Genomic DNA, 24,240 nt, shown 5'->3' with positions numbered 1-24,240 from the left:
CCATGGCGGACAAACGAAGCTCGGACCGTTCCGAGGACATCCTGCGCTCCCTCGCCGACCGTCGGGCGGCCACGACCGTCACCGCCGCGGACGACGCGGTACGCGATCACCTCGTGCACGACGTGCCCGTGCTGCCCGGCGTGTTCCTCCTCGACCTGGTGCTGCGCGTGGTGCGTCAGTCGGGTGTGGATCCGGCCCGTGTGGAGCTGCGGCGGATCACCTTCCTCGCCCCGGTCCTCGGAACCGAGGCCGGACGCCGGATCGAGGTACGGATCGGTCGGACCGACGACGGCGCGGCCCTGCCCGTCACCGTCCGAAGCCGTCCCCTTGGCCCGGGTGAGGAATGGGAAACCAACTGCCGTGCGGAGCTCCATCCGGCCGACTCGGACCTGCTGGAACGGAGCATCGACCCCGGACGTCTCACGTCCCGGGCCACCCGCGTGGTCGGAGTCGACGAGCTCTACGGCTTCGCACGCCAACTCGACATCGTGCACCGGGGCTTCATGAAGGCATCCGGTCTCGTGCACGTGGGCAGGGACCACGCGCTGGCGGAGATGCGGCTCGCCGCCGAGGCGGGTCCCTACCTGAGCCAGTTCCACGCCCACCCGGCCGTGCTCGACTTCGCCACCCTGGTTCCCCTGCTGCTCTTCCAGGAGACTCAGCGCTCAGCCGCCGACCACGCCTTCATCCCTCTGTACGTGGACTCCTTCCACGCCACGGGCGGAATCGGCCCCGAGAACCTCGTCCACGTTCCCGGCCCGGTCGGCGGACGGCTCGACGCGGACCTGTTCGAGGCCGACCTGGAGATCTGCTCGCCCGACGGCCGGATCGTCGCACGGCTGGGTGGCTTCCGAGCCAAGCGCGTCCGTTCCGCAGACCTGATCACCGGCCGGCGCGGACCGGTCGTGGGGAGTCGCCCCGGCGCCGAGCCGGCGCGGGCCCCGGAATCCACCGGTCACTCGTCCCCCGAGAGCCGCGCGACGGGCCTGCGGGAGACCATTGCCACGCTCGTGGCGGCGAAGCTCGGTCGTGACGCCGACGACGTCGACCCCGAACGGGGCTTCTACGACCTCGGCCTGACCTCGCTGGACCTGCTGGACATCGCCGGCTCCCTGGAGGACGGCCTGGGCACGCAGCTCTACCCGACCCTGCTGTTCGAGTACCCGACCGTCAGCGCGCTCGTGGACCACCTGCGGGGGAGCGGGCACGAAACGGTCGTGGGCAAGGTGCGGGCATCCGCGCCGGCCACCAGCGCGGTCCCGGACCGGGCGACGCCCGCCCCGTCCGTCCCGTGGGCGGCTGACGTGTCGGCGCACCCGGACGGCGGGCCACTCGCCATTGTGGGCCTGGCGGGCCGGTACCCGGGCGCCGCAACCGCCGAGGCCCTGTGGGGCGTACTGCGTGAGGGCGCCGATCACGTCACCGGGATTCCGGCCGACCGCTGGGACCACACCCCCTACTTCGACGAGCAGGGGAAGACCCCGGGGCGCGGCTACGGCAAGTGGGGCGCCTTCTGCGACGGCGCAGCCGACTTCGACGCCCCGTTCTTCCACCTCGCCGACACAGCGGCCGCGGCGATGGACCCGCACGAACGTCTGTTCCTCCAGACGGCCTGGGAGGCGCTGGAGGACGCCGGGCACACTCCGGAGAGTCTGGGGGCGCAGACCGACTCCGCGGTCGGGGTGTTCGCCGGCGCTATGTGGAACGACTACCAGCTGAACGGACTCGACCGGCTGCGGCAGGGTGGCTCCGAGGTCGTCGGCTCCTGGTCGTCCGCGCTCACCAACCGGGTCTCCTACACCTTCGACTTCAAGGGCCCCAGCCTGACCGTGGACACCGCCTGCTCGGCCGCGCTCACGGCGCTGCACCTCGCGGTCGCCAGCATCCGGCGGGGCGAATGCCGGGCGGCCGTCGTGGGAGGGGTCAACCTCTCCCTCCATCCGTACAAGTACCTCCGCCTCGGCGACCTCGGACTGCTTTCCCCCACCGGCCGGTGCAGGCCGTTCGGCAAGGGTGCCGACGGTTACGTGCCCGGGGAGGGCGTGGGAGCCGTCGTCATCCGCCCGCTCGCCGACGCGCTCGCCTCCGGAGACCACATCCACGGTCTGATCCGCGGCTCCGCCCTCAGGCACAGCGGCCGTACCGGGGGATACGCGGTGCCCAGCCCCGATGCCCAGGCCCGGGTCGTCTCGGCGGCACTGGCCGATGCCGGCGTACCGGCCGGCACCATCGGCTATGTGGAGGCACACGCCAGCAGCACCACGCTGGGCGACCGGATCGAGGTCGAAGCACTCACCTCCGTCTACGGGCAGCAGCACGGCGTCGAACCCGGCTCGTGTGCCATCGGTTCGGTGAAGGGCGGCATCGGCCACCTTGAGGCCGCCGCGGGAATGGCCGGATTGACCAAGCTCCTGCTGGCCCTGAGGCACCGGATGCTCCTCGCGAGCCCCGACATCGGTGAGCCGAATCCGGACATCCAGTTCGAGAAGACCCCGTTCTACCTTCCGGAGCGACACGAGCCCTGGTCTGCCCCCGTCGATCCCGCGACCGGCGCCACTGTGCCGCGGCGCGCCGCGCTGAGCGCCTTCGGCGCGGGTGGAGCCAACGTTCACGTCGTCATCGAAGAATTTGAGCAGTCACCTGCGGCCGGTGCACCGAGCATTCGGTTGCCGCGCGCCGTGCCCCTGTCGGCGCAGACCGAAGAACAGGTCCGGCAGCAGGCGGGGAGGCTCGCGATGCACCTGCGCTCGCGACCCGACCTCGGGCTGGACGAGGTGGCCCACACCCTGCGGATTGGCCGTAGGCCGATGGAACACCGGTTCGCCGTCGTCGTGTCGGACCGCGCCGAACTGGCCGAGGCACTGGAGGACTTCGCTCAGGGCCGCCGCCTTCGGGCGGCGGCCCGCACCGGTCGTGTGCGGCCCGGGGGGAGCACCCCTCCCGTCCCTTCCGGCGCACTGGACGAAGCCACACTGGCGGAGCGATGGACCTCCGGCGCCACGACGGGCTGGCCGGTCATCGACGGAGCCGTTCGAGTCCCGCTGCCCACCTACCCGTTCGCTCGCAGAAGGTACTGGATCGGAAGCGTGGCCCCGCAGGTTCCCCAGGCCCCCGCCCTCCCCGCCACGCCCTCGGCACTTCCGTCCGACGCGATGCTCTACGCCCCCCGGTGGCTGCCCGCCGCGCTTCCCATCGACACCCCCGGCCCCTTCGCCGACGCCGTGGTCCTGGCCTTCGACACGGACGACACACGCGTCGCCGGACTGCGGTCGCTGTGCGGCCGGGTGGTGCAGGTACGGCCCGGCATGGCCTACGCGCGCGTCGCTCGGGACACCTACGAGATCCAGCCGGGCGACGAGGAGCACTATCGAGCCCTCGCATCCGAACTGCGTGCGGAGGGCACCGAACCCGCGGCGGCCCTGCACCTATGGGCATTGGGAGCACCGGCGGCTTCCCGGACGGAGGATGTCGGCGGACTCCTGTCCGTACTACGTCTCTGCCGCGCCTGGGCACTCGGCCGCACAGGCCCGCTGGCCATGGTCTACGGCTACGAGGGGGAGAGCCCCGCGAACGCGGCGGTCGGCGGGTTCGCCCGCAGCGTCCGCCTGGAGCAGCCCAAGCTCGCGCTGAAGACGGTGGGCTTCGACACCGGCCGGGCGAGCGCCGCCACCGTGCTCGCGGAAGCAGCCGACGCGCTTGCCAAGAGCACCGGCAGCGCCGCCGGCCCGGCTTGGACCGGCGGCGAATCGCGCCACACCACAGAGGGCCGTAGGGTCCTCGGCTTCATCCCGATGTCCTCAGCCCTCCCGGATGACCGGGATACGGGACACCCGCCCCTCGCCAGGCCCGGTGGCACCTATCTGATCAGCGGGGGCGCGGGGGCTCTCGGCCTGCACACCGCACGGCTTCTGGCACGGACGGCGGAGGTGTCCATCGCCCTGATCGGTCGGTCGGCCGCCGGAGCGGACACCGACGCCGCGGTGGCGGAGCTGAAGGCGCTCGGAGCCCGCGCGCTCTACGTGAGCGCCGACCTCACCGACCGGGACGCCACCGGCGAGGCCGTCCGCACGGTCACCGAACGCCTCGGCGCACTGACCGGCGTCATCCACGCGGCGGGGGTCGTGGACGACGCCCTGCTCGTCAACAAGGCGACCACTTCCTTCGCGAAGGTGCTCGACCCCAAGGTACGGGGCACGGTCCATCTGGACGCCGCGACCAGCGATCAGCGGCTCGACTACTTCCTTCTCTACTCCTCCGTCGCCGCGGTCCTCGGCAACGCCGGCGCCACGGACTACGCCGCGGCCAACCGGTATCTGGACTCCTTCGCGACATGGCGTGACCGGCTCCGGCACACGGGCAGCCGCTCGGGGCGCACCCTCGCCGTCAACTGGCCGCTGTGGCGCGATGGCGGGATGCACATCGACCCCGCAGTTCGGGACCGCGTACTGGCCCGCACCGGCTCACGCCCTCTGGAGACGGAGGAAGGGCTAGCAGCCCTGAAAAGCGCCCTCGCGTCCGAGGAGACCCAGGTCGTCGTACTCTGCGGCGAGCGGAACCGGCTGGAGAGGCACCTGGGCGTCATCACACCGTCCGAGGGCCCGCCGGAGCCCACCGGAACAGCCCAGGGCGAGGAACCGGCCGCGGCGGCGATGTCGTACGTCGGCGATCTGGTGGCGGAGCTGCTCCGGGAGGCCGGCGCTGCGCCTGCCGGTGGCCATCTCGCCGACACCGGGTTCATGGAACTCGGCTTGTCGTCCGTTCAGATCGTCGATCTGGTGCAGCGGCTCTCCGATCAGCTCTCCGCCGACATCCAGCCGACCGTGCTGTTCCGGCACACGGACGTCCGCAGTCTCGCCCGGTATTTGGTCGACGAGCACTCCGGAGCCGTGGCGGATCTCCTCGCCGCAGGGACTGGTGCGCAGGAGTCGACGGAGCGTCAGGCCGATGCCCTCTCTCCTTCGGTCACACGTCCCATCCCGGGGCCGGGCGATCAGCCGATAGCGATCATCGGGATGGCCGGACGTTTTCCCGGCTCCGTCGGCACGTCGGAGCTCTGGACGCATCTCGTGCGGGGACACGACCTGGTGACCGAGGTCCCCGCCGACCGCTGGGACCACCGGCTCTACCACGACCCGACGGGCACCCGTCCCTCCGGCACTGACTGCGGCCACGGAGCCTTCCTCGACGACGTCGCGCGCTTCGACGCCCATTTCTTCGGCGTGCCACGTGCCGAGGCCGAAGGCATGGACCCGCAGTCCCGTCTTCTGCTGGAGGTCTTGTACGAGGCGGCGGAGGACGCGGGGGTCGCGGGTGTACTGAGGGGGTCCGCCACCGGCATGTTCGTCGGCCGGTGCTTCAGTGACTACGACCAGGAGATGGCCGCCCGCGACCGGTTGCCAGGGGCCCATGACGTCACCGGGACCTCGGTGTCCATGGCCGCCAACCGCGCCTCGTACACCTTTGATCTCACCGGCCCCAGCATGGTCGTCGACACCGCCTGCTCCTCCTCCCTGTACGCGTTGCACCTCGCGGTGAACGCGTTGCGTCGTGGTGAGTGCGAGATGGCCTACGCCGCCGGCACCAATCTGATTCTCAGCCCGCAGCACTACCTCCGTAGTTCGGCACTGGGAGCGCTGTCCCCCTCGGGACGCTGCCACACGTTCGACGCGCGCGCCGACGGATACGTGCCGGGGGAGGCGGTGACCGCGGTGATACTCAAACCGCTCGACCGGGCGATTGCGGACGGCGACCCCGTGCACGCGGTGATCAGGGCCGTAGCCGTCAACCACGGCGGCAGCGCCGCCTCCGTTACCGCTCCTCACCCCGCCCGGCAGGCGGCTCTGCTTCTCAGCGCCTGGAAGGAGGCGGGAATCGACCCGGAGACCCTCACCTACTTGGAGGCCCACGGCACCGGAACCAGTCTCGGAGACCCCGTGGAGGTCGAGGCCGCCGCAGCGGCCCTGCGCCGGCACACCGGCAGGAAGGGTTTCTGCGCGCTCGGATCGGCCAAGGCGCATCTGGGCCATACAGAAGGAGCCGCCGGTCTCGTCGGGGTGGTGAAGACCGTGCTGTCCATGCGGCACGGCGTCATCCCCGCCATGCCGTCCTTCGAGACCCCCAACCCGTACTGCGACCTCGACGACAGTCCGCTGTTCATCAACACCGAAGCCATGCCGTGGGAACCGGCAGCTGGTGCGCCGCGCAGGGCGGGGGTGAGTTCCTTCGGCTTCGGCGGCGCCTACGCACACGCGGTGATCGAGGAGCCGCCCGCCCGCAGCGTGCCCGGCCCGAGCCGCGGGCCCCTGCTGTTTCCGTTCTCGGCACGGGACGAGCGGGCTCTGCGCGAACTCGTCCGCAGGCACCGGGACTTCCTCGCTGATCACTCCGGCATACGGGCGGACCGGGTCGCCGTCACCCTGCGCCGCGGACGCGAGGAGATGGAATGCCGCATCGCGGTGCTCGCGGACTCGCTGCCGGACCTGCTGCACCGACTGGACACGTATCTCGGTACGGATACCCCGACGCGGCGTCTCTACGGCGACGACCTCGTGCGCTCTCGTGACCCCGAGTTGGCGGAGGCGGCGCGACAGTGGACGGACGGGCTGTCGGCACTGCCTCCGATGCCGGGTGCGGACGACCTGCCTCGTCTCTCCCTGCCCACTTATCCCTTCACGGGTGAGCGGTACTGGTTCGAAGAGGATCCAGCCCCGAGCTCGCGCGCCGACGCCGATGAGCCCGGGCTGTCCGGAGACGACGGCGCCGCCCCCGTGGTGAGCGCGGCCCGGGACTTCGTCCTCCGCAGCGGTTTCTCCGGAGACCGTGCGTCCCGGGGCATGGACCGTCTCGATGATCTCCTGCGGTCGTGGAGCCGTCATCTCCTGAGTGAGGGCCCTCAGGGCAGTGCGCCCACGGCGGCACGCCTGCGGGAACGGCTCGCTGACGAAGAGCGGTACGGAAGGCTGGCCGACGCTCTGGCGGCCATGATCGGTCGAGCTCCGTCCCGCCCGGGACACCGGTACGGGACACCTGAGGAGACGGAAAGGCTGCACGCCGAGGCCGTCTCCCTCGCGGTCGACCATCCCGAACTGAAGCCCTGGGTCGACCTGGTGACCGTCTGTGTCCCCCGACTCCCCGAGATGCTCACCGGCGAGACGGACCCGCTGGACGTCTTCTTCGCGGAGGACAACCCGGATCTGCTGCTGAGGATCTACGACGGCAACGCGGTCGCCGACCACCACAACGAGATCGTCGCCCGGATCGTGTCAGGTCAGGCACGCGCGCTGCGCGAGCGCCGGGCCGGGCAGCCGGTCCGGCTGCTGGAGATCGGTGGCGGCACCGGTGGCACCACACGGCGCCTCCTCGACGAGCTGGGCGACATGGAAGCCGCAGTGCGCTACACCTTCACCGACGTCTCTCCGGGGTTTCTGCCCGCGGCCCGCGGTCGGTTCGCCGGTACGCCGGTCACCTTCGAGTGCCGTGTACTCGATCTGGACAGCGACCCCGAAGCACAGGGATTCGAGCCGGGAAGCATGGACATCGTGATCGCGGCCAACTCGGTGCACGCGACCAGAGACATGGCCGGGAGCCTGGCCCGTATCCGGCGTCTGCTCGCCCCGGGCGGGATCGTCGTGCTGGAGGAACTGGTCCGCAACCGGGACTGCATGACGGCGATGATCGGAGCCTTGCCCGGCTACTGGTCCAGCGTCGATCCGGAGGTCAGGCTTCCGCACTCCCCGTTCCTGGACGTCGCCGGTTGGCGCCGGGCCATGGCGGAACAGGGCTTCGGACGCACCTGGGCTCTGGGCTCGCCCGACCTCGACGAGTCAGCGTTCGACAACGCCGTCCTGATCGGCGAGGTCCGAACGGACCTTCCGCACGGAGATCTCGCCACGACTCCGGCCGCGGCATCGGCGCACGCTGTCGGGAAGCGGTCCTCCGGTGTCGTCCGGCCGGTCGGCACACCGAAGACGATGCCTTCGGCCGATGCCCCGCCGGTCACCGAGGACTCCTCGGCCACAACCGACGCCACCGCGGTCCGCGTTCGGCTGCGGGGGATCTTCGCCCGCTTCTTCGGCAGGGCCGAGGAGGACGTCGATTCCGCCGCACCCTTCGACGACTACGGCATGGACTCCCTCAGCGCCATCCAACTGGTGCGCATGCTGGAACCCGAGTTCGGCAAGCTTCCCAAGGTCCTGCTGTACGAGCACACGTCGATCGACTCCCTCGCGGAGTACCTGTCCCTTCACGCTCCCGGCCCGAACCCGCGGGCCGAGCCCGAGGAGAACGCCCGCCCGGCCGGCGCCGACTCGTCGGTCCGGCAGACCGCACAGTCGGAACGGCCGGTACCGACCGCGGCCACCTCGCCGCCTTCCCCGTCGACCGATCCGATCGCCATCGTGGGAATGGCGGGACGCTTCGCCAAGTCGCCTGATCTGACGACCTGGTGGCGGAACCTCCGGGACGGGGTCCATCTCGTGTCGGAGATTCCGGCGGAGCGCTTCGACTGGCGGGAGTTCTTCGGCGACCCGCACCGCGAGGAGGGCAAGGTGAACAGCCGCTGGGGCTCCTTCATCGACGGCGTCGACCGGTTCGACGCGGAGTTCTTCGGCATGACGCCGCTGGAGGCCGAGCTGATGGACCCGCAGCAGCGGATCATGCTGGAGACGGCTTGGAAGGCCGTGGAGGACTCCGGCCACCGACCGTCGGAGGTCCGCGGGAGCCGCACAGGGGTCTTCGTGGGGGCCACTTCGCGCGACTACGACTGGCAGTTGCAGCGCGCCGGCAGGCACCGCGAGGGCCACGTCGTGAGCGGCGGCGGCCACTGCCTCATAGCCAACCGTGTGTCGTATCAGCTCGACCTCCGCGGACCGAGCGAGGCCGTGGACACTGCCTGCTCCAGTTCCCTGACCGCGCTGCACCGCGGAGTGCGCGCCGTACAGACCGGAGAGTGCGACGCGGCGATCGTCGGAGGCGTGCACCTCTTCCTCACCCCGGACCTGTTCGTCGCGCTCGGCCAGCTGGGGATCCTCTCGCCGGACGGCCGGTGCGCGGCCTTCGACCGCCGGGCCAACGGCATGGTCCGGGGTGAGGGAGCCGTCGCGGTCGTGATCAAACCCCTGTCCAAGGCACTCGCGGACGGTGACACGGTCCACGCGCTGGTGCGGGGTAGCGGTGTCTCCCACGGAGGCGGAGACCGTAAGGACTCCTTGATGATGCCCAGCCCCACGGCACAGGCCGACCTGATCGCATCCGTCTACCGAGGGGCGGGGGTCGACCCGCGCTCGATCAGCTACATCGAGGCTCATGGCACCGGCACCGAGGTCGGCGATCCGATCGAAGTACGCGGCCTGCGCAAGGCGTTCGCCGAGGTGACCGGTGCCGCGGAGACCGGCGTGGTGCGCCCGTGGTGCGCGCTGGGTACGGTCAAGTCGAACGTGGGGCACACCGAGGCCGCAGCCGGTCTCACCGGAGTGGTCAAGACTGTCCTCGCGATGCGGAACGGAATGTTGCCGCCGACGCTCCACTTCACCGAGGCCAATCCCCTGCTCGACCTGGAGGGGAGCCCCTTCAGCGTCGTGGACCGGCTGACGCCGTGGGAGGCATCGGACGCACCGCGCCGCGCCGGCGTGAGCGCCTTCGGACTGGGCGGGACCAACGCCCACGTGCTCCTGGAGGATCATCCGCAGCAGAGCCGGCCCACCGTCGCGGAAACCGGGCGGCAGCACGTCGTTCCTCTGTCGGCGCGCACCGGTGAGCGCCTCTCGGCGTATGTGCGGAACCTGCACGACTTCCTGCGGGACCGGCAGGCGGACGAGCCGGCTCCGCTCCCGCTGGAGGACATCGCCTACACGCTGACCGTGGGGCGGGACTCCATGGGCCGGCGTCTGGCTCTCGTCGCCTCCACCACGGAGGAACTCCTTGCTCTGCTGCGGGCACACCTCGGCGGCGTGGCCGACGCGGGCATCATCACCGGCCCACCCGAGGATTCCGGGCACGTCGAGAGGGCGGCTGCGGAATCCGGACCGCACGCGGACGCGCGACGGTGGGTGGCCGACGGAACGCCGTTGCGGCCGCTGCCGGGTCGCCGCGTTCCGCTTCCGACGTATCCGTTCGCGGCGCAGCGGCACTGGGTGGACGCGCCGAATCCGCGGGTGGTCGCCGAGCCGCGCACCGACATCGCGCCGGAGGCGGACGAGGTGCCCCTGCCCGAGGTACTCCGGGCGCTCAGCGAGGGCCGCATCTCCGTCGAGCAGGCCGAACAGTCCATGGAAGGTGTGTTGTGAAGCAGCGGGAGTCCAGGCGGCGCATCCTCGAACAGGTCCGGAGCGGCGAACTGTCCGTGGCTGAGGCCACGGCCCTCATCGGCCCCGGAGCCGATCGTGAGCGCGGCGACCTCAGGTGCTTCAGCCCGGGATGGGAGCTGGGAGAGCCGCTCGCGCCGCTCCGCTCGCTCCCGGGGGGCTCCACGGTGGTGGTCGTCGACCACACCGATGGCGAGCCTCCGGCGGTGTCCCCGCCGCCCGGAGCGGTCATGGTCCACGCGACGAGGGAGGAAGGCTTTCACCGCGAGAGCGGGTCCCTCTACCGCGTGGGCGTGCTCGACGACGCGGGCTGGAACCGCCTCTGGCGCGAGTCGGCCGCGCGGGGAACCACTCCCGAGCGCGTCGTGATCGTCACGGGCGCTGGGCCCGACCGCTGCCTGGACGTCGTGTATCCGGTACTGCGGACCCTCATCCGGGAACGGGTGGGCAAACAGCTCGCGGTGGCGTGCGTCGCTGTTGGTCGGGACCGTGACCTGTCCGCCGACGCGCTCGGCGGCCTGTGCGGCATCGCGGCCCTGGAGGACCGGCGGTTGCACATGGTCTCGCTCGCGGCGGTCCCGTCGGCCGATGCCGTACTCCTCGCGCTGTCGGAACTGGAGCGCTCCGACCAGCCCTTGGCGCAGGTGCGCCACGATTCCGACGGGCGCTGGGTGCGTGTCATGCCGCCCGTCGAACTGCCGTGGCGCAAGGAGCCCGAATTCCCTGATCAGGGCGTCTACCTGGTGTCCGGTGGCGCGGGCGGTATCGGGCTGGCCCTCGCCGGACTGCTCGCGGAGCGGTCTCGCGCCCGATTCGTCCTCCTGGGCCGCTCGGAGCCCGATACTCTCGCACGCGACGCGTTCACCCGGATCGAGCGGGCCGGCGGCAGGGTCAGGTACGTCCGCGGTGACGTCACAAAGCTGGAGGACGTCCGGGGCGCCGTGGCGGTGGCCCGCTCCGAGTTCGGACCGCTCACCGGAGTCCTGCACCTGGCCGGCGTCAACGAGGACGCCTTCATCGCCAACAAGCCCCCGGGGGCCCATCAGCGCGTCCTGGCTCCGAAGATCCTCGGGGCCAGGAACCTGGACGAGGCCACCCGCGACGAGTCCCTGCGGCTCTTCGTGGTCTTCTCCTCAATGGCCGCCTACGTCGGTCACCCGGGCCAGGGAGACTACGCCGCGGCGGGGCGGGCGCTCGGCGCGTTCGCCACGCGTCGTGGGGCGCAGGTCTCCGCCGGGCGGCGGACGGGCACCACGGTCTCCATCGGCTGGCCGCTGTGGAGCGGTGGCGGAATGCGCCTGAGCGAGAACGACGAGCGTGCGGTAGGGCTCCTGCAGGGTATGACGGCCATGCCGCCGCACATCGGGCTCGCCGCGATGGCGGCGGCACTGGAGGCCGGGGCGCCGGAGTCGGTCGTGCTGTACGGAGACACCGCCCGCATCGACCGGTTCGTCGCGAGTCGTCTCGACACCGGCACCCGGGAGGCGGAGGCCGCACCCGAACCGGCACCGGCTGTCGAGGATCGTGGTCTGGTCCCGGCAGCTCAGACGTACCTGCTGGAGCTGATAACCGGGATGACGCGTATGCGTCCGGGACAGCTCCGGCCAGATCAGGAGTTCTCCGCGCTCGGCATCGACTCGGTGATGGTCAAACGTCTTTCCGTGGCGCTGGAGGACTTCCTGGGTCGCCCCATGCCGGTGACGCTGTTGTTCGAGCACCGCACCGTGGAGGAGCTGGCCCGACAGCTCGCGACGTCCTTCGAAGAGCCCCTGCGGGCCGCGTTGGGGAGGACCTCGGAGCCGACGAGCACGGTGCGGGTCCCGGACACCACCTCGGTGCCGGCCGTCGAAGCGGAGACCCACACGGACCTCGACGACGCCGTCGCGGTTGTGGGCATCGCGGGCCGGTACCCCGGGGCGGCCGACCTCGAGGAGTTGTGGGACGCACTGAGCACCGGCCGGGACTGCACGGGCGAGATCCCGGCGGACCGCTGGGACAAGGAGCGTTGGTTCGACGAGGGCGACCGGCGGCCCGGCTCCAGCTACGGCCGCTGGGGAGGCTTCCTCTCCGACGTCACACGGTTCGATTCGCTCTTTTTCTCCATCGCGCCCCGCGAGGCCGAGCGGATGGACCCGGCTGAACGCCTGTTCCTGGAGGTCGCCTGGTCCGCCCTGGAGGATGCCGGCTATTCGCGCGCTCGGCTGCACCGCCACACCCGCACCGAGGAAGGGCATGCTGTCGGCGTCTTCGTCGGCACCACGGGAATGGCCTACGGCCTGGTGGGCGCGGAGCAGTGGGGGAGGGGCAACCCCGTCTCCGCGTACTCCATGGAGTTCTCGCTCGCCAATCGGCTCTCCTACTTCCTGGACACCCACGGTCCCAGCATGTCCGTCGACACGGCGTGCTCGGGGTCCTTGACGGCTCTCCACCTCGCCTGCGAGAGCCTGCGCCACGGCGAGTCCCGGATGGCCATCGCCGGCGGCGCGTACCTGAATCTGCACCCCACGAAGTTCGCCATGCTCTCCGAGCAGCGGATGATGTCGCCGGACGGTGTCTGCAGGCCGTTCGGCGAAGGCGGCAACGGATTCGTTCCAGGAGAGGGCGTCGGGGCCGTTGTGCTCAAACCGCTGAGAGCCGCGCTCGCCGACGGCGACCACGTGCACGCCGTCATCCGTGCCACGTCCATCGGCCACGGCGGAAAGACCAACGGCTACACCGTGCCCTCCCCGAAGGCGCACGCGGCGGTCGTGCGGTCGGCGCTCCGCCGGGCCGGTATCGACCCGCGTACGATCGGCTACGTCGAAGCGCACGGCACGGGGACCGAACTCGGGGACCCCATTGAGATCGAGGGTCTGTCCCGTGCGTTCGCGGAGCACACGCAGGACCGGCGCTTCTGCTCCATCGGCTCGGTGAAGAGCAACATCGGCCACGCGGAGGCGGCCGCGGGAATCGCGGGGCTCACCAAGGTGCTGCTGCAGATGCGACACCGGACCCTGGTACCCACCCTGCACAGCGATCCGCCCAACGCGAAGATCGATTTCGAGGTGACTCCGTTCCGGCTCCAGCGCTCCCTGGAACCGTGGCAGCCCGGGCCCGGAGGTTCGCCCCGCCGAGCCGCACTCAGCTCCTTCGGGGCCGGCGGAGCCAACGCGCACGCGATCATCGAGGAGTACGAGCCGGCACACCGGTCCGACGAGGGTCACAGCCCTGACGGCGAGGAGCTGGTCCTGCTCTCCGCCCGTACGCCCGACCGCCTGGTGGCAGTGGCGGAACGTCTCGCGAAAGCGCTGTCGCTTCCCGGGCGTCCTGGATCCCTCCGGGACATAGCCCACACCCTGCGTGTGGGACGTGAGCACCTCGAACACCGCATGGCCCTCGTGGTCGGCTCGGTGGGCGAACTCTCCCGGCGCCTGGGCAGTTACGCCCGCGAGCGGACAGGCGAGCTGACCGGACACGTGGGCGAAGCCCGCGTCGGCACACCGGCCGAGGGGACCGTAGAGCTGCCCACCGCGAGCGGGCAGCGGGAGCTCGCGGAGCTCTGGGTGCGGGGAGGCGAGTTCGAGACGGCGCCGGACGCAGACACCTCCCCCGAGCCGCGCATCGTGCCGCTCCCCGCCTATCCCTTCGCCGGCCCCGCCCACTGGCCGGACGTCCTCCCGCCCGACGCCGTTCGGGCGGACCGTGCGGGGCAGCACGAGGATCCGCCGCTCACACCGGTCGGGGAGACCGAGCAGGCAACCGGATTCCAGGTGGGCCTGCAGACCTCCGACCCCGTCGTCGCCGACCACGTCATCGACGGACGGCCGATCCTCGCCGGAGTCGTCCACCTCGAACTGGTGCGGGCAGCGGCGAACAGGCTGACCGGACGCCGCGTCGGCGCTCTCACCGACGTGCGCTGGCGCGTTCCCCTGGATCTCGGTCTCGGTGCTCCCGTCGTCCGGCTCCGCGAGGAGGGGGACGACATCGCCGCCCGGATCGTCATGGACGGACCGGACGGAGAGGTGGTGCACTCGACGTTCACCGCAGTACTGGCGGAAGGCACTTCCACCGAGCGCCTCGACCTCGGCGCACTCCGCGCGCGGTGTGCGCGTTCGGAGAGCGGCGCTTCCTTCTACGACCGGGCGAAGGCTCATGGCCTGTCCTTCGGCCCGTCCTACCGGCTCGTGCGCCATATGTGGTGCGGCGAAGGTGAAGCGCTGTCCGAACTGGCCGAACCCCCCGGCGGTGGGACCGGATGGTGGCTCGAACCGGGAGCGACCGACGCGGCCCTGCACACGCTGCACGGTGCCGTGCCGACGGGGGACGAACCCGCGACACTGCCGGTATCCGCCGAGCGGGTGGAACTGCTGTCCCCCTCAGGCCGGGCACGATTCGCCCACGCGCGACTGACGTCCGCCGACCCGGACAGCGGGACGGTCCGTTGCGACGTCGTCCTGTACGACGAGAGCTGCCGCCCGCTCGTGAGGTTCGCCGGTCTCACCGCCGTACGCCCCCAACGACCGGCCCCCGTTCCGGCTTTCCGCCCCGTGTGGCGGCTGGAAACACAGGAGCCGCACGAGGAGCGTCCGTCCGGACCCGCCCTCGTGTTCTCGACGAGCCGGGACCACGGTCTCGGCGAGGCCATCGTCCACCGGACGGGCGCCGGCTCCCGCCTGGTTGACATCGACGGACTAGATACCGCCGAAGCGTTCGCGCAGGTGCTCCGCGGGCGGCCGGAGGCCGGCGAGATCTACTTCCTGGGAGGCGTGGAGGAGCGACGCTACTCGCCCACCGACCTCGACCACCTCGAACTCTCCCAGCGACGAGGCTGCCTGGCGCTGTTCCATCTGGCGCAGGCGCTTGCCGGGCTCCGTCCTCCCACCATGCGGCTGACCGTTCTCACCAACGACACCCAGCAGGTGGACGAGCGGGTACCGGCCGCCCACCCGTTCGCGGCGTCGCTGCACGGCATGACCCGGACGCTCTCCCGGGAGCTGTCGTTTCTCCGGGTGGTCTGCGTTGACCTCTCGGGGACGGAACTGGCCCGATGCGCCGCCTCGGGTGCATGGGACACCCTGCTGGCACGGGTCGCCGCTGAGCCCCCCGGTACGCCGCACAGGGAAGTGGCTCTGCGCGAAGGTGCCCGCATGGTCAAGCGGCTGGAACCCGCCACACTCCCCGAACCTGACCCGGCCGGCCTGCCGCTGCGGACAGGCGGTCGCTACCTGATCGTGGGCGGAACGGGCGGCCTGGGGAATGCCGTCGGCACCTATCTGGCGCAGAACCACGACGCCCGGCTCCTCGTCGTGGGCAGGCGCCCCGAAGCGGAGCTGCCCACCGGTCTGCTGGAGGACCTGCGCCGAGCGGGGGCAGAGGTCGACTACATGACCGCGGACGTGACGGACCCCGTGGCGATGCGCGCCGCCGTAGCCCGCATGCGGGAGCGGTTCGGCGGAGTCGACGGCGTGATCCACACCGCCTTCGTCCTGGCGGACCGCACCATCGCTCGCGCCGACGACACGTCCTTCAGAGCCGCGCTGGACCCCAAGACGAAGGGGACCGTGGCCCTCTGCGACGCCCTGGGAGCCGAGCCGCTCGACTTCCTCGCCCTCTTCTCCTCCGCCATCGCGTACACCGGTAACCCGGGACAGTCCAACTATGCCGCCGGGTCCACCTTCCAGGACGCCTACGGGCTGTACCTGGCCACCGGCCTGCACTGGCCGGTCACCGTCTTCGACTGGGGGTTCTGGGGCGACCACGGGGCCGTCGCGACCGATGAGCACCGCAGGAGACTCGCCGACTGGGGCGTCCAGCCGCTCTCGGACGACGAGGGCGTACGCGTATTCCGGCAGGCGCTGGCCGCTCGCGTTCCACAGGTGGCTCCGCTGAAGGTGTCGGGGGCGCTGGCCGACGTCACCCCGATGACCCGGGACCGCTCCCACACAGCTGAACCGCCGACCCGCCCCTCCCTGCTCGACGGAGTCGCGAAGGCGGTCCGCTCAGCCGTCCGCGACCGTGGAGAGCCGTTTGCCGCGGACTATCTCGACGCCGTGGACGACTACGGCCGGCGGCTGGTGCTGAAAGCCCTGACAGCCATGGGCCTTCCCGGGCGACCGGCCGCGGCCGACTCCGAGGCAGCGCTGAGGTCCCGGCTCGGTGTCGTACCGGGGCAGTCCCGGCTCTTCGGCGCGCTGCTCGCGGGCCTCATCGACGGAGGCCTCCTCCAGGGCGGTGCCCCACGCGTCGAGGACCTCGGCCGACCGGCGGGGGAGCTCGCCATCACCGACCAGCGGACCGTCCTGCTGGCGCGCTTCGCGCATCTCGGACCGACCCTGGACCTCATGGAGGAATGCGCGGCGGCCCTGCCGCAGGTGCTCACCGGCGCCCGCCGCGGGCTGGAGGTCCTCTTCCCCGGTGGTTCCGACCGACGTCTCGCGGCTCTTTACCACGATGATCCACGCACGCGGCACTTCAACGACCTGTGCACGGTGGCGATCGACGAAGCCGTCCGCGCGCGCCTGGCGGAAGCGGCCTCCCGGCCGACGAGCGGCCTCTCGCCGGCGCGGGCCCCGGACCGCTTGCGCGTGCTGGAGATCGGCGCGGGCACGGGCGGCACGACCCGTCCCCTGCTTGAGATGCTGGACCGGGTCGCGGACAGCATCCAGTACGACATCACCGACATCTCGCCGTCGCTGGTCGGTGCGGCGAAAGAGCGGTTCGGCGGAGGCCGTACCTATACCGCGTTCCGGACCCTCGACATCTCCGTGGACCCGGCCCGCCAGGAATTCGGCGCGGACCGCTACGATCTCGTGCTCGCCACCAACGTCCTGCACGCGACGGCCGACGTCCGTGCCACCCTGCGCCATGTGAGCGCCCTGATGAAGCCGGGTGCGCTGCTCGTCGTCAACGAGGCGACACGGGTCCTCGACAGCATCACCCCGGTGTTCGGCCTCACCGACGGCTGGTGGCTCTCCCAGGACGAGGCGCTGAGACTGCCCCACTCCCCGCTGCTCTCTCCGGGAACCTGGTCGGCCCTGCTGATCGACGCGGGCATGAGAGGTGTGCGGCGCTTCGGCATCGAGGGATGGACGGCGGATCAGGCCGGCCAGCAGTTGATCATCGCCGAGCGAGGGGACTGGAGAGCGGTGTCCCGGCCCCCGTCGGCCCCGGACCACCGGAACCTGACAGCGCAAGACCCCCAGGCACCGGAGGCCGTGGAGAGCGCACCGCGACAAGCAAGTCGGGGCGGAGCGCTGTTCGACCGCACCGTCGCGTATCTCCTGGACCTGTATGTGGGACTGCTGAAACTCGGAACTCACGAACTGGACCCGAGGACCCCGCTCGTGGCCTACGGAACGGATTCCCTCACGACGATGGAGGCCGTGGAGCTCCTCGAGCGGCGCATCGGCTCAGTGCCACAGGAGATCCTGACGGCCGGCGAATCCGTGGAGGCCATCGCACACGGGCTGGTCGACCGCTGCGGGCCACAGCTGGCCGCAGTCCTCCTCCCCGCCGATGCTGCCGAAGAGGTCCCGTCGGCAGTAACGTCGGTCGCGGCCTCCCCGGCCTTCTCGGAGGCCGTGGAGACCGGCAGCGACAGGGACGACCCCTCACCCCGTGCCTCCCGCGTCGTCGTCGAGCCGGATCACGGCCGGGCCGAGCCCGTCGCCATCGTCGGTCTGGCCGGACGCTATCCCGGCGCAACGACTCCCGACGGCCTCTGGGAGGAGTTGCTCGCCGCACGCAGTGCCATCGAAGAAGTCCCTCCGGCACGGTGGCGACTGGCCGACCACGACGACCCGACCGGCACCGTCCCGGGGCGCAGCTACCACCGCTGGGGAGCGTTCCTCGACGACATCGACCGCTTCGATTCCCTGCTGTTCCGGATCTCGCCCAGAGAAGCCGAACGCATGGATCCGGCGGAGCGGCTGTTCCTGGAGACCGCCTGGGAGGCCATGGAGGACGCGGCGTGGCCACCGTCGCGTCTACGGGCGGCCGACCCCGCCGGCCGCCCCCGGGTCGGCGTGTTCGTCGGGATGATGCACCACGGCCAGTACCAGCTGCTGGCGACCGAGCAGTGGGGGCGCGGCCACCGCGTCCAGGCCGCCTCCTCCACCTGGTCCATCGCCAACAGGGTCTCGCACACCTTCGGGTTCGCCGGACCCAGCATGGCCGTGGACACCGCGTGCTCCTCCTCACTGACCGCGCTGCACCTGGCGGCCGGGAGCGTACGCCGGGGCGAGTGCAGCGCCGCTCTGGTCGGCGGGGTCAACCTCATCCTGCATCCGAGTCATCACCTGCACCTCTCGACGGCCAAGATGCTGTCCCGCGAGGGCCGCAGCCGAGCCTTCGACACCGAGGCCGACGGCATGGTGACCGGTGAGGGGGTCGGGGCGGTGGTCCTCAAGCGCCTGACCGACGCGCTAAGGGACGGAGACAGGATCTACGCGTGCGTCCTCGGGTCATCCGTCAACTCCGACGGAACCACAGCCGGTTACGCAGTCCCCAGCGCCGAAGCGCAGGTCGAGCTGATCGAGGATGCCCTGCGGGCGGCGGACGCCGAACCCGGTTCCGTGCAGTACGTCGAAGCGCAGGCCACCGGCTCGCCGGCGGGCGACCCGGTGGAACTGGCCGCACTACGCCGCGCCTACCGGGCGGGCAGCACCGGAACACCGCTGATGATCGGCTCCGTCAAGCCCAACATCGGACACCTCGAAGCGGCGTCCGGAATGGCCCAGCTGACCAAGGTCCTGTTGCAACTGCGCCACGAGGTCCTGGTGCCCACGCTCGGCGCCGACGGCCCCCTCACCGCCGACGGATTCCACGTTCCCCGGGCGCCGACGCCGTGGCCGAGCCCACCCAGCGGGGCGCTGCGGCGGGCGGCCGTCAGTTCCTTCGGAGCCGGCGGCGCGAACGCGCACGTCATCCTGGAGGAGGCCCCCGCCGCCCCGCACCCGGGAGTACGGTCCGACGAGCGGGAGCCCACGGTTCTGCTTCTCTCGGCCCGGCGCACGGATCAGCTCGCGGAACACGCGCGCCGCCTGCGCGACTACCTGGCGGGGCCGGGAGCCCACCTGTCCGTCACGGACGTCGCCCACACCCTGCGAGTGGGCCGCGAACCACTTCCCGCGCGGCTCGCCGCTCCGGTGCGCACGCTCGCCGACGTCATCGATGTACTCGACGCCTACGTCGGGAAGCGCCCGGACGGCCGCCTGCTGACGAGCCCGCGCACTGCGATCCATGACGACACGCGCATGCCCGGCTCGCCGGCGGACGCGCCGCCCACCGAGCCCACCGAGGCGGCCCGCGCCTGGATCGAGGGCCGGCCGGTCGACTGGAGTTCACCGACGACCGGCCGGGGCCGTGTCGTCTCGCTTCCTTCCTATCCCTTCGCGGAGAACCGGTACTGGCTGGACCTGCCCGCGCAGACCCCCACCGCTGACGGGCCGCCGAGCCACCACGAGGAGCCTCACGTGACCGAGCAGAACCCGACCACGGCGGCGGATCCCGCCCCGATCGAGAACGATCGGCGGTCCACCGAGACCATGGAAGTCCAGGAGAGCGTGATCGCGTCGATCTGCGCGTTGTTGGGGGTATCGCGTGCCGATATCGACCTGGAGGACCATCTCAGCGATTTCGGCTTCGACTCGGTCACCATGGTGCAGCTCGCCGACCGCCTGGGCACGGAGTTCGCCCTCGACCTCAGCCCCGCCGTCCTCTACGGCTGCCGTGACGTCTCCGCCGTGGTCGCTCACCTGGCCGCCGCGCGCACGGAGCTGCCCGTCCGGGGCGCGGCGGTCGACACCGCGTCCCCGGCCATCCCCCCGGGGCGCGGCTCCACGCCGTCACCCTCGGTGCGGGCCGCGTCCGAGCCGCAGGAACCGCTCCGGCCTGTCCGTATGCCCACTGCCCCTTCCGGGGCCGAGCCGGTAGCCGTCGTCGGGATGGCGGGAGCCTTCCCCGGCTCACCGGACCTGGAAGAGTTCTGGAACCATCTCGCCGCCGGTCACGACCTCATCCGGAAGGCGCCGTCCGACCGCTTCGGGACGGAGCGGGGAGGGCCCGACCGAATGGGCGGTTTCCTGGACGGCGTCGACCGCTTCGACGCGGAGTTCTTCCAGATCACACCACGCGAAGCTCGCGTCATGGATCCACAGCACCGCCTGTTCCTGCAGACGGTGTGGGCCGCGATCGAGGAGGCCGGATACGATCCGGCGGACCTCGCAGGCACCGCGTGCGGGCTTTACGTCGGAGTGGCCTCCTCCGAGTACGGTGAACTGGCACGTGAGCGTGGCGTCGACATCGACGGTCAGCTCATCACCGGGAACGACCACAGCGTGCTGGCCAACCGCGTCTCGTTCCTGCTGGACCTGCGCGGCCCCAGCGAGCCGGTCGATACTGCCTGCTCCAGCTCGCTCGTGGCCGTGCACCGCGCGGTCCGCGCCATCCAGTCGGGCGAGTGCGACCTGGCCATAGCCGGCGGCGTCAACGTCATCCTGTCACCCACAGGCTTCGACGCCTTCACCAGTTCGGGGATGCTGGCGGCCGACGGCCGCTGCAAGACGTTCGACCACCGGGCGGACGGCTACGCACGAGGGGAGGGGGTGGGGGCCCTCCTGCTCAAGCCGCTGGACCGCGCCCGGGCCGACGGTGACCACATCCACGGGCTGATCACCGGAAGTGCCACCAACCACGGCGGTCGTGCCGCGTCCCTGACCGCACCGAACCCGGCCGCGCAGGCCGAGGTGATCACCCGGGCACAGGAGAGGGCCGGAATCTCACCGGAGCAGATCAGCTACGTGGAGGCGCACGGCACCGGGACGTCCTTGGGCGATCCGATCGAAGTGGCCGGGCTGCGAACGGCGTTCGAGCGGCCGGGGACGGGCGGCGCGGCAGCCGGACAGTACTGCGGTCTGGGCACGGTGAAGACCAACGTGGGGCACCTGGAGACAGCGGCGGGCATCGCGGGGCTGATCAAAGTCCTGCTCTCCTTCCGGCACGGAATGCTTCCGCCCACCCTCCACGTGGAGCGGCTCAACCCCCGTATAGAACTGACCGGCTCACCGTTCCACCTCGTGACCTCCGTCCGGCCCTGGCATCAGCCACTCGATCCGGCCACCGGGCAGCCGCTGCCCCGCCGGGCCGGCGTCAGTTCCTTCGGCTTCGGCGGAATGAACGCCCACCTCGTGGTCGAGGAGCCCCCCTCGTCGCTGCCGGCGGCGACCGAGGACCAGGCCCGCCGACACCTGTTCGTCCTGAGCGCGCGCGACCAGGAGCGGCTCGACGTCAGTGCCCAGCGCCTCTTCGACCATCTCGACCGCCTCCACATGAGCGGACCGGCCCGTGAGTCCGCCGCGGACATCGCGTACACGCTGCAAGTGGGTCGGCGGCCGCATGCGGCCCGACTCGCCGTCGTGGCCCGAACCCTGGACGAGCTGAAAGAAGTCCTGCGGTGCCATCTCGACGGAGGCGCGGACGAGCGGCTGTTCACCGGAGGCCGAGCCGGAGGGGCGGCGCCCGCCGAGTGGGACGCGCAGGACGTCGAGGCGGCATGGTCCCGCGCCCACGGTGGCGATCCACGGCGGCTCGCGGTGTTGTGGGTGAACGGCACCGGGATCGACTTCAGTGACCTCCACCCCGCCGGTGCCCGCAAGCGGGTGACCCTGCCGTCCTACCCCTTCGCGCCCACGAGCCACTGGCTGCCCGAGGCTGCCCCCGTACGGCCGGCACTCCCCGTCGCACCGCCCACTCCGGAGACCTCCGCGCCGGCGGTTGCCACGGATATCGCCTCCCGGAACGGGGCGACCGGAACACGCCCCAGCGCACCCCCGCCGGCCCGAGTCGGCGCACCCGCCCCTCAACAGACGAAGGCGGAACCGGACCGGTCAGCGCGCCTGCGGCTGCACGTCCGTGAGGCGGTCGCCGACGGCATAGGCATCCCTGCCTCCGAGGTCGACCCGGAACGCGAGTTCAGTTCCTACGGCGTCGACTCGATCGGGGCCATGCGCATCATGCAGAGCATTCAGACGCGCTACGGCGATCACATCCCCATGGCGGCGATTCTGGAGCATCCCAGCGTCGACCGGCTGGTGAGCCACCTGGGCAAGAGCTACGTCCTGCCCGACGAGGTGCCGGTGACGGACACCCCTCTGGCGGCGGAAGCTCCCGGGGCGCCGAGTGCGGAACCGGCCAACTGGGTCTCCTTCGCCGAAGCGGAAACGGGCGTCCCGGCCTACTGCCTGTTCGGCGACACCGGCGAGCTGAGCTGGCTGCTGCACCTGTCCGGCGACCTCGCGGGAGAAGGCCCCGTGTTCGGCCTGGAGGCGCCCGGCTTCGGCCGGGACGCCGAGCCGTCGGGAGGGATCGAGGAGCTGGCCCGTGTGTGCGCCGACGCCGTGCTGGCCCGCCATGGCGAGGGCCCCTGTCGCCTCGTCGGCCAGGGAATCGCCGGGCTGATCGCCGCCGAGACGGCCAGACTGCTGCTGGACGGCGGCGTCGAAGTCACCGAGCTGCTGCTTCTCGGGACGCCGGAACCCGGGCTCGCGCCCGGGACGGAGACGTCGGCGGCCTCGGTCGCCGAGGTCACCGGAACGCTCGCGGCGACCTGGGGGATGGATAGCCGGCCCACCACGGTCGTCTCACCACTGCCGGAGGACGCGGAGGCACAGGTCGACGCCGCCGTGCGGCTGCTGGAACCGAGCGCACCCATGCCCGCACCCAAACTGCGCCGCTGGTTGCTGAACGCCACTCGCTGGCGCAGGGCGTTGGTCGCCGCCGCCGCGACGTACCGGGCGCGGCCGGTGACCGGAGTCGGAACGGCCTGCGTGGTCCGTGCCGTGCGGGGCGTCGACGGCAGGCTCGGTGACTTCGACCGGTGGATCGCCCCGCCTCCCGTCGTCCACGAGCTTGACCGTGAGCCATGGAGCCTCGCGGGCGCGGCGGCGGCTCGCGAGATCGCCCGGGCCCGCGCGGGCGGCCCGGCCCCGGTGGTGTCGGGTCAGCCGTCGCCGATCGTGCCCATCAACCGCTATGGCAATGGGGTTCGCTCCATCTGGGCGCACAACCTGTACGGCGAGGTGAGCTACGCGATCTACCTCTCCCGTCACCTCGGCGCTCACAAACCCGTCATCGGTCTGGAGCAGCTTGGTGTCGGCTCTCTCGACACCGGGCCTCGTGCGTACGCGTCGGTCAAGGACATGGCGGCCCACTACGTGTCCGAGCTGCGGGAGCAGTTCCCGGGCGAGCCCTACCTTCTGGGCGGCTGCTCCTTCGGCGGAGTTCTCGCCTACGAGATGGCTCACCAGTTGCTGAGCGCCGGGGAAGAGGTGTCGCACCTGATCGCCATCGACCCGATCATGCCGGGCACCGAGGCATGGGACAGCGTGGACTGGGGAACGGTCACCGCCGTGGAGGCGGAAGCCTTCTCCCTGGTCATGCTCGGGAACGCCATGTGCCAGCGATGGGGAGTGTCCGAGCAGATCGGTCTGTCCGACCTCGGCGGCCTCGACCTGGACGAACAGCTCGGACGGGTGGCCCGCCACATCCACCGGCACTCCTCCGCGCGCCCCGACCAGGAAGTGATCAAAAAGCAGATCCTGGTGCGGCACGAGGTGATGCTCCGCAACGGAGATCTTCTCCAGGACTACCGGCCCGAGCCTTTGATCACACCGGTGGCGACGACCCTCTTCCACGCCACTCAGGGCTTTCTGGCTCCCGGAAACGACAACGGGCTGCCCGCCGTGCCACGGACGAGCGGCGACACCTCCAACGGGTTCGCCGCATTCGTCGGCGACAGGATCACCGTTCATGAGATGAGGGCCGACCACCACACCATCGCCCACAACGCCAACCTGGCCCGGATCGCGCGCACGGTCTCCCCGCTGCTGGAAGCGCGGGGACTCCCGGTGGGTATGTTCCCGGCCTCGCTCTACCCCGCGCACCGGCGCGGCACCAAGTGAGG

2 protein-coding genes are annotated in these 24,240 nt (G+C 71.2%); both read left to right on the top strand.

The features are described 5' to 3' along the window. Positions 1-2 precede the first annotated feature (2 nt). A complete protein-coding gene (locus tag ACK8N7_RS05520; protein ID WP_500441222.1) occupies positions 3-10,283 on the top strand; it encodes an SDR family NAD(P)-dependent oxidoreductase in 10,281 nt (3,426 codons plus the stop codon). Beyond that, entirely contained in the window at positions 10,280-24,238 is a 13,959-nt protein-coding gene (locus ACK8N7_RS05515; RefSeq protein WP_500441220.1) for an SDR family NAD(P)-dependent oxidoreductase, read from the top strand. Before ACK8N7_RS05520 ends, ACK8N7_RS05515 begins: the two co-directional genes overlap by 4 nt. Positions 24,239-24,240: the final 2 nt, after the last annotated feature.

Source organism: Streptomyces griseobrunneus (assembly GCF_046713465.1).
GTDB lineage: Bacteria > Actinomycetota > Actinomycetes > Streptomycetales > Streptomycetaceae > Streptomyces > Streptomyces microflavus.
This window is presented reverse-complemented; position numbering and strand designations above follow the sequence as displayed.

Bases quoted from the DNA above. Each gene is read 5' to 3' on its own strand.
- ACK8N7_RS05520 (WP_500441222.1), top strand. From the start codon at position 3: ATGGCGGACAAACGAAGCTCGGACCGTTCCGAGGACATCCTGCGCTCC.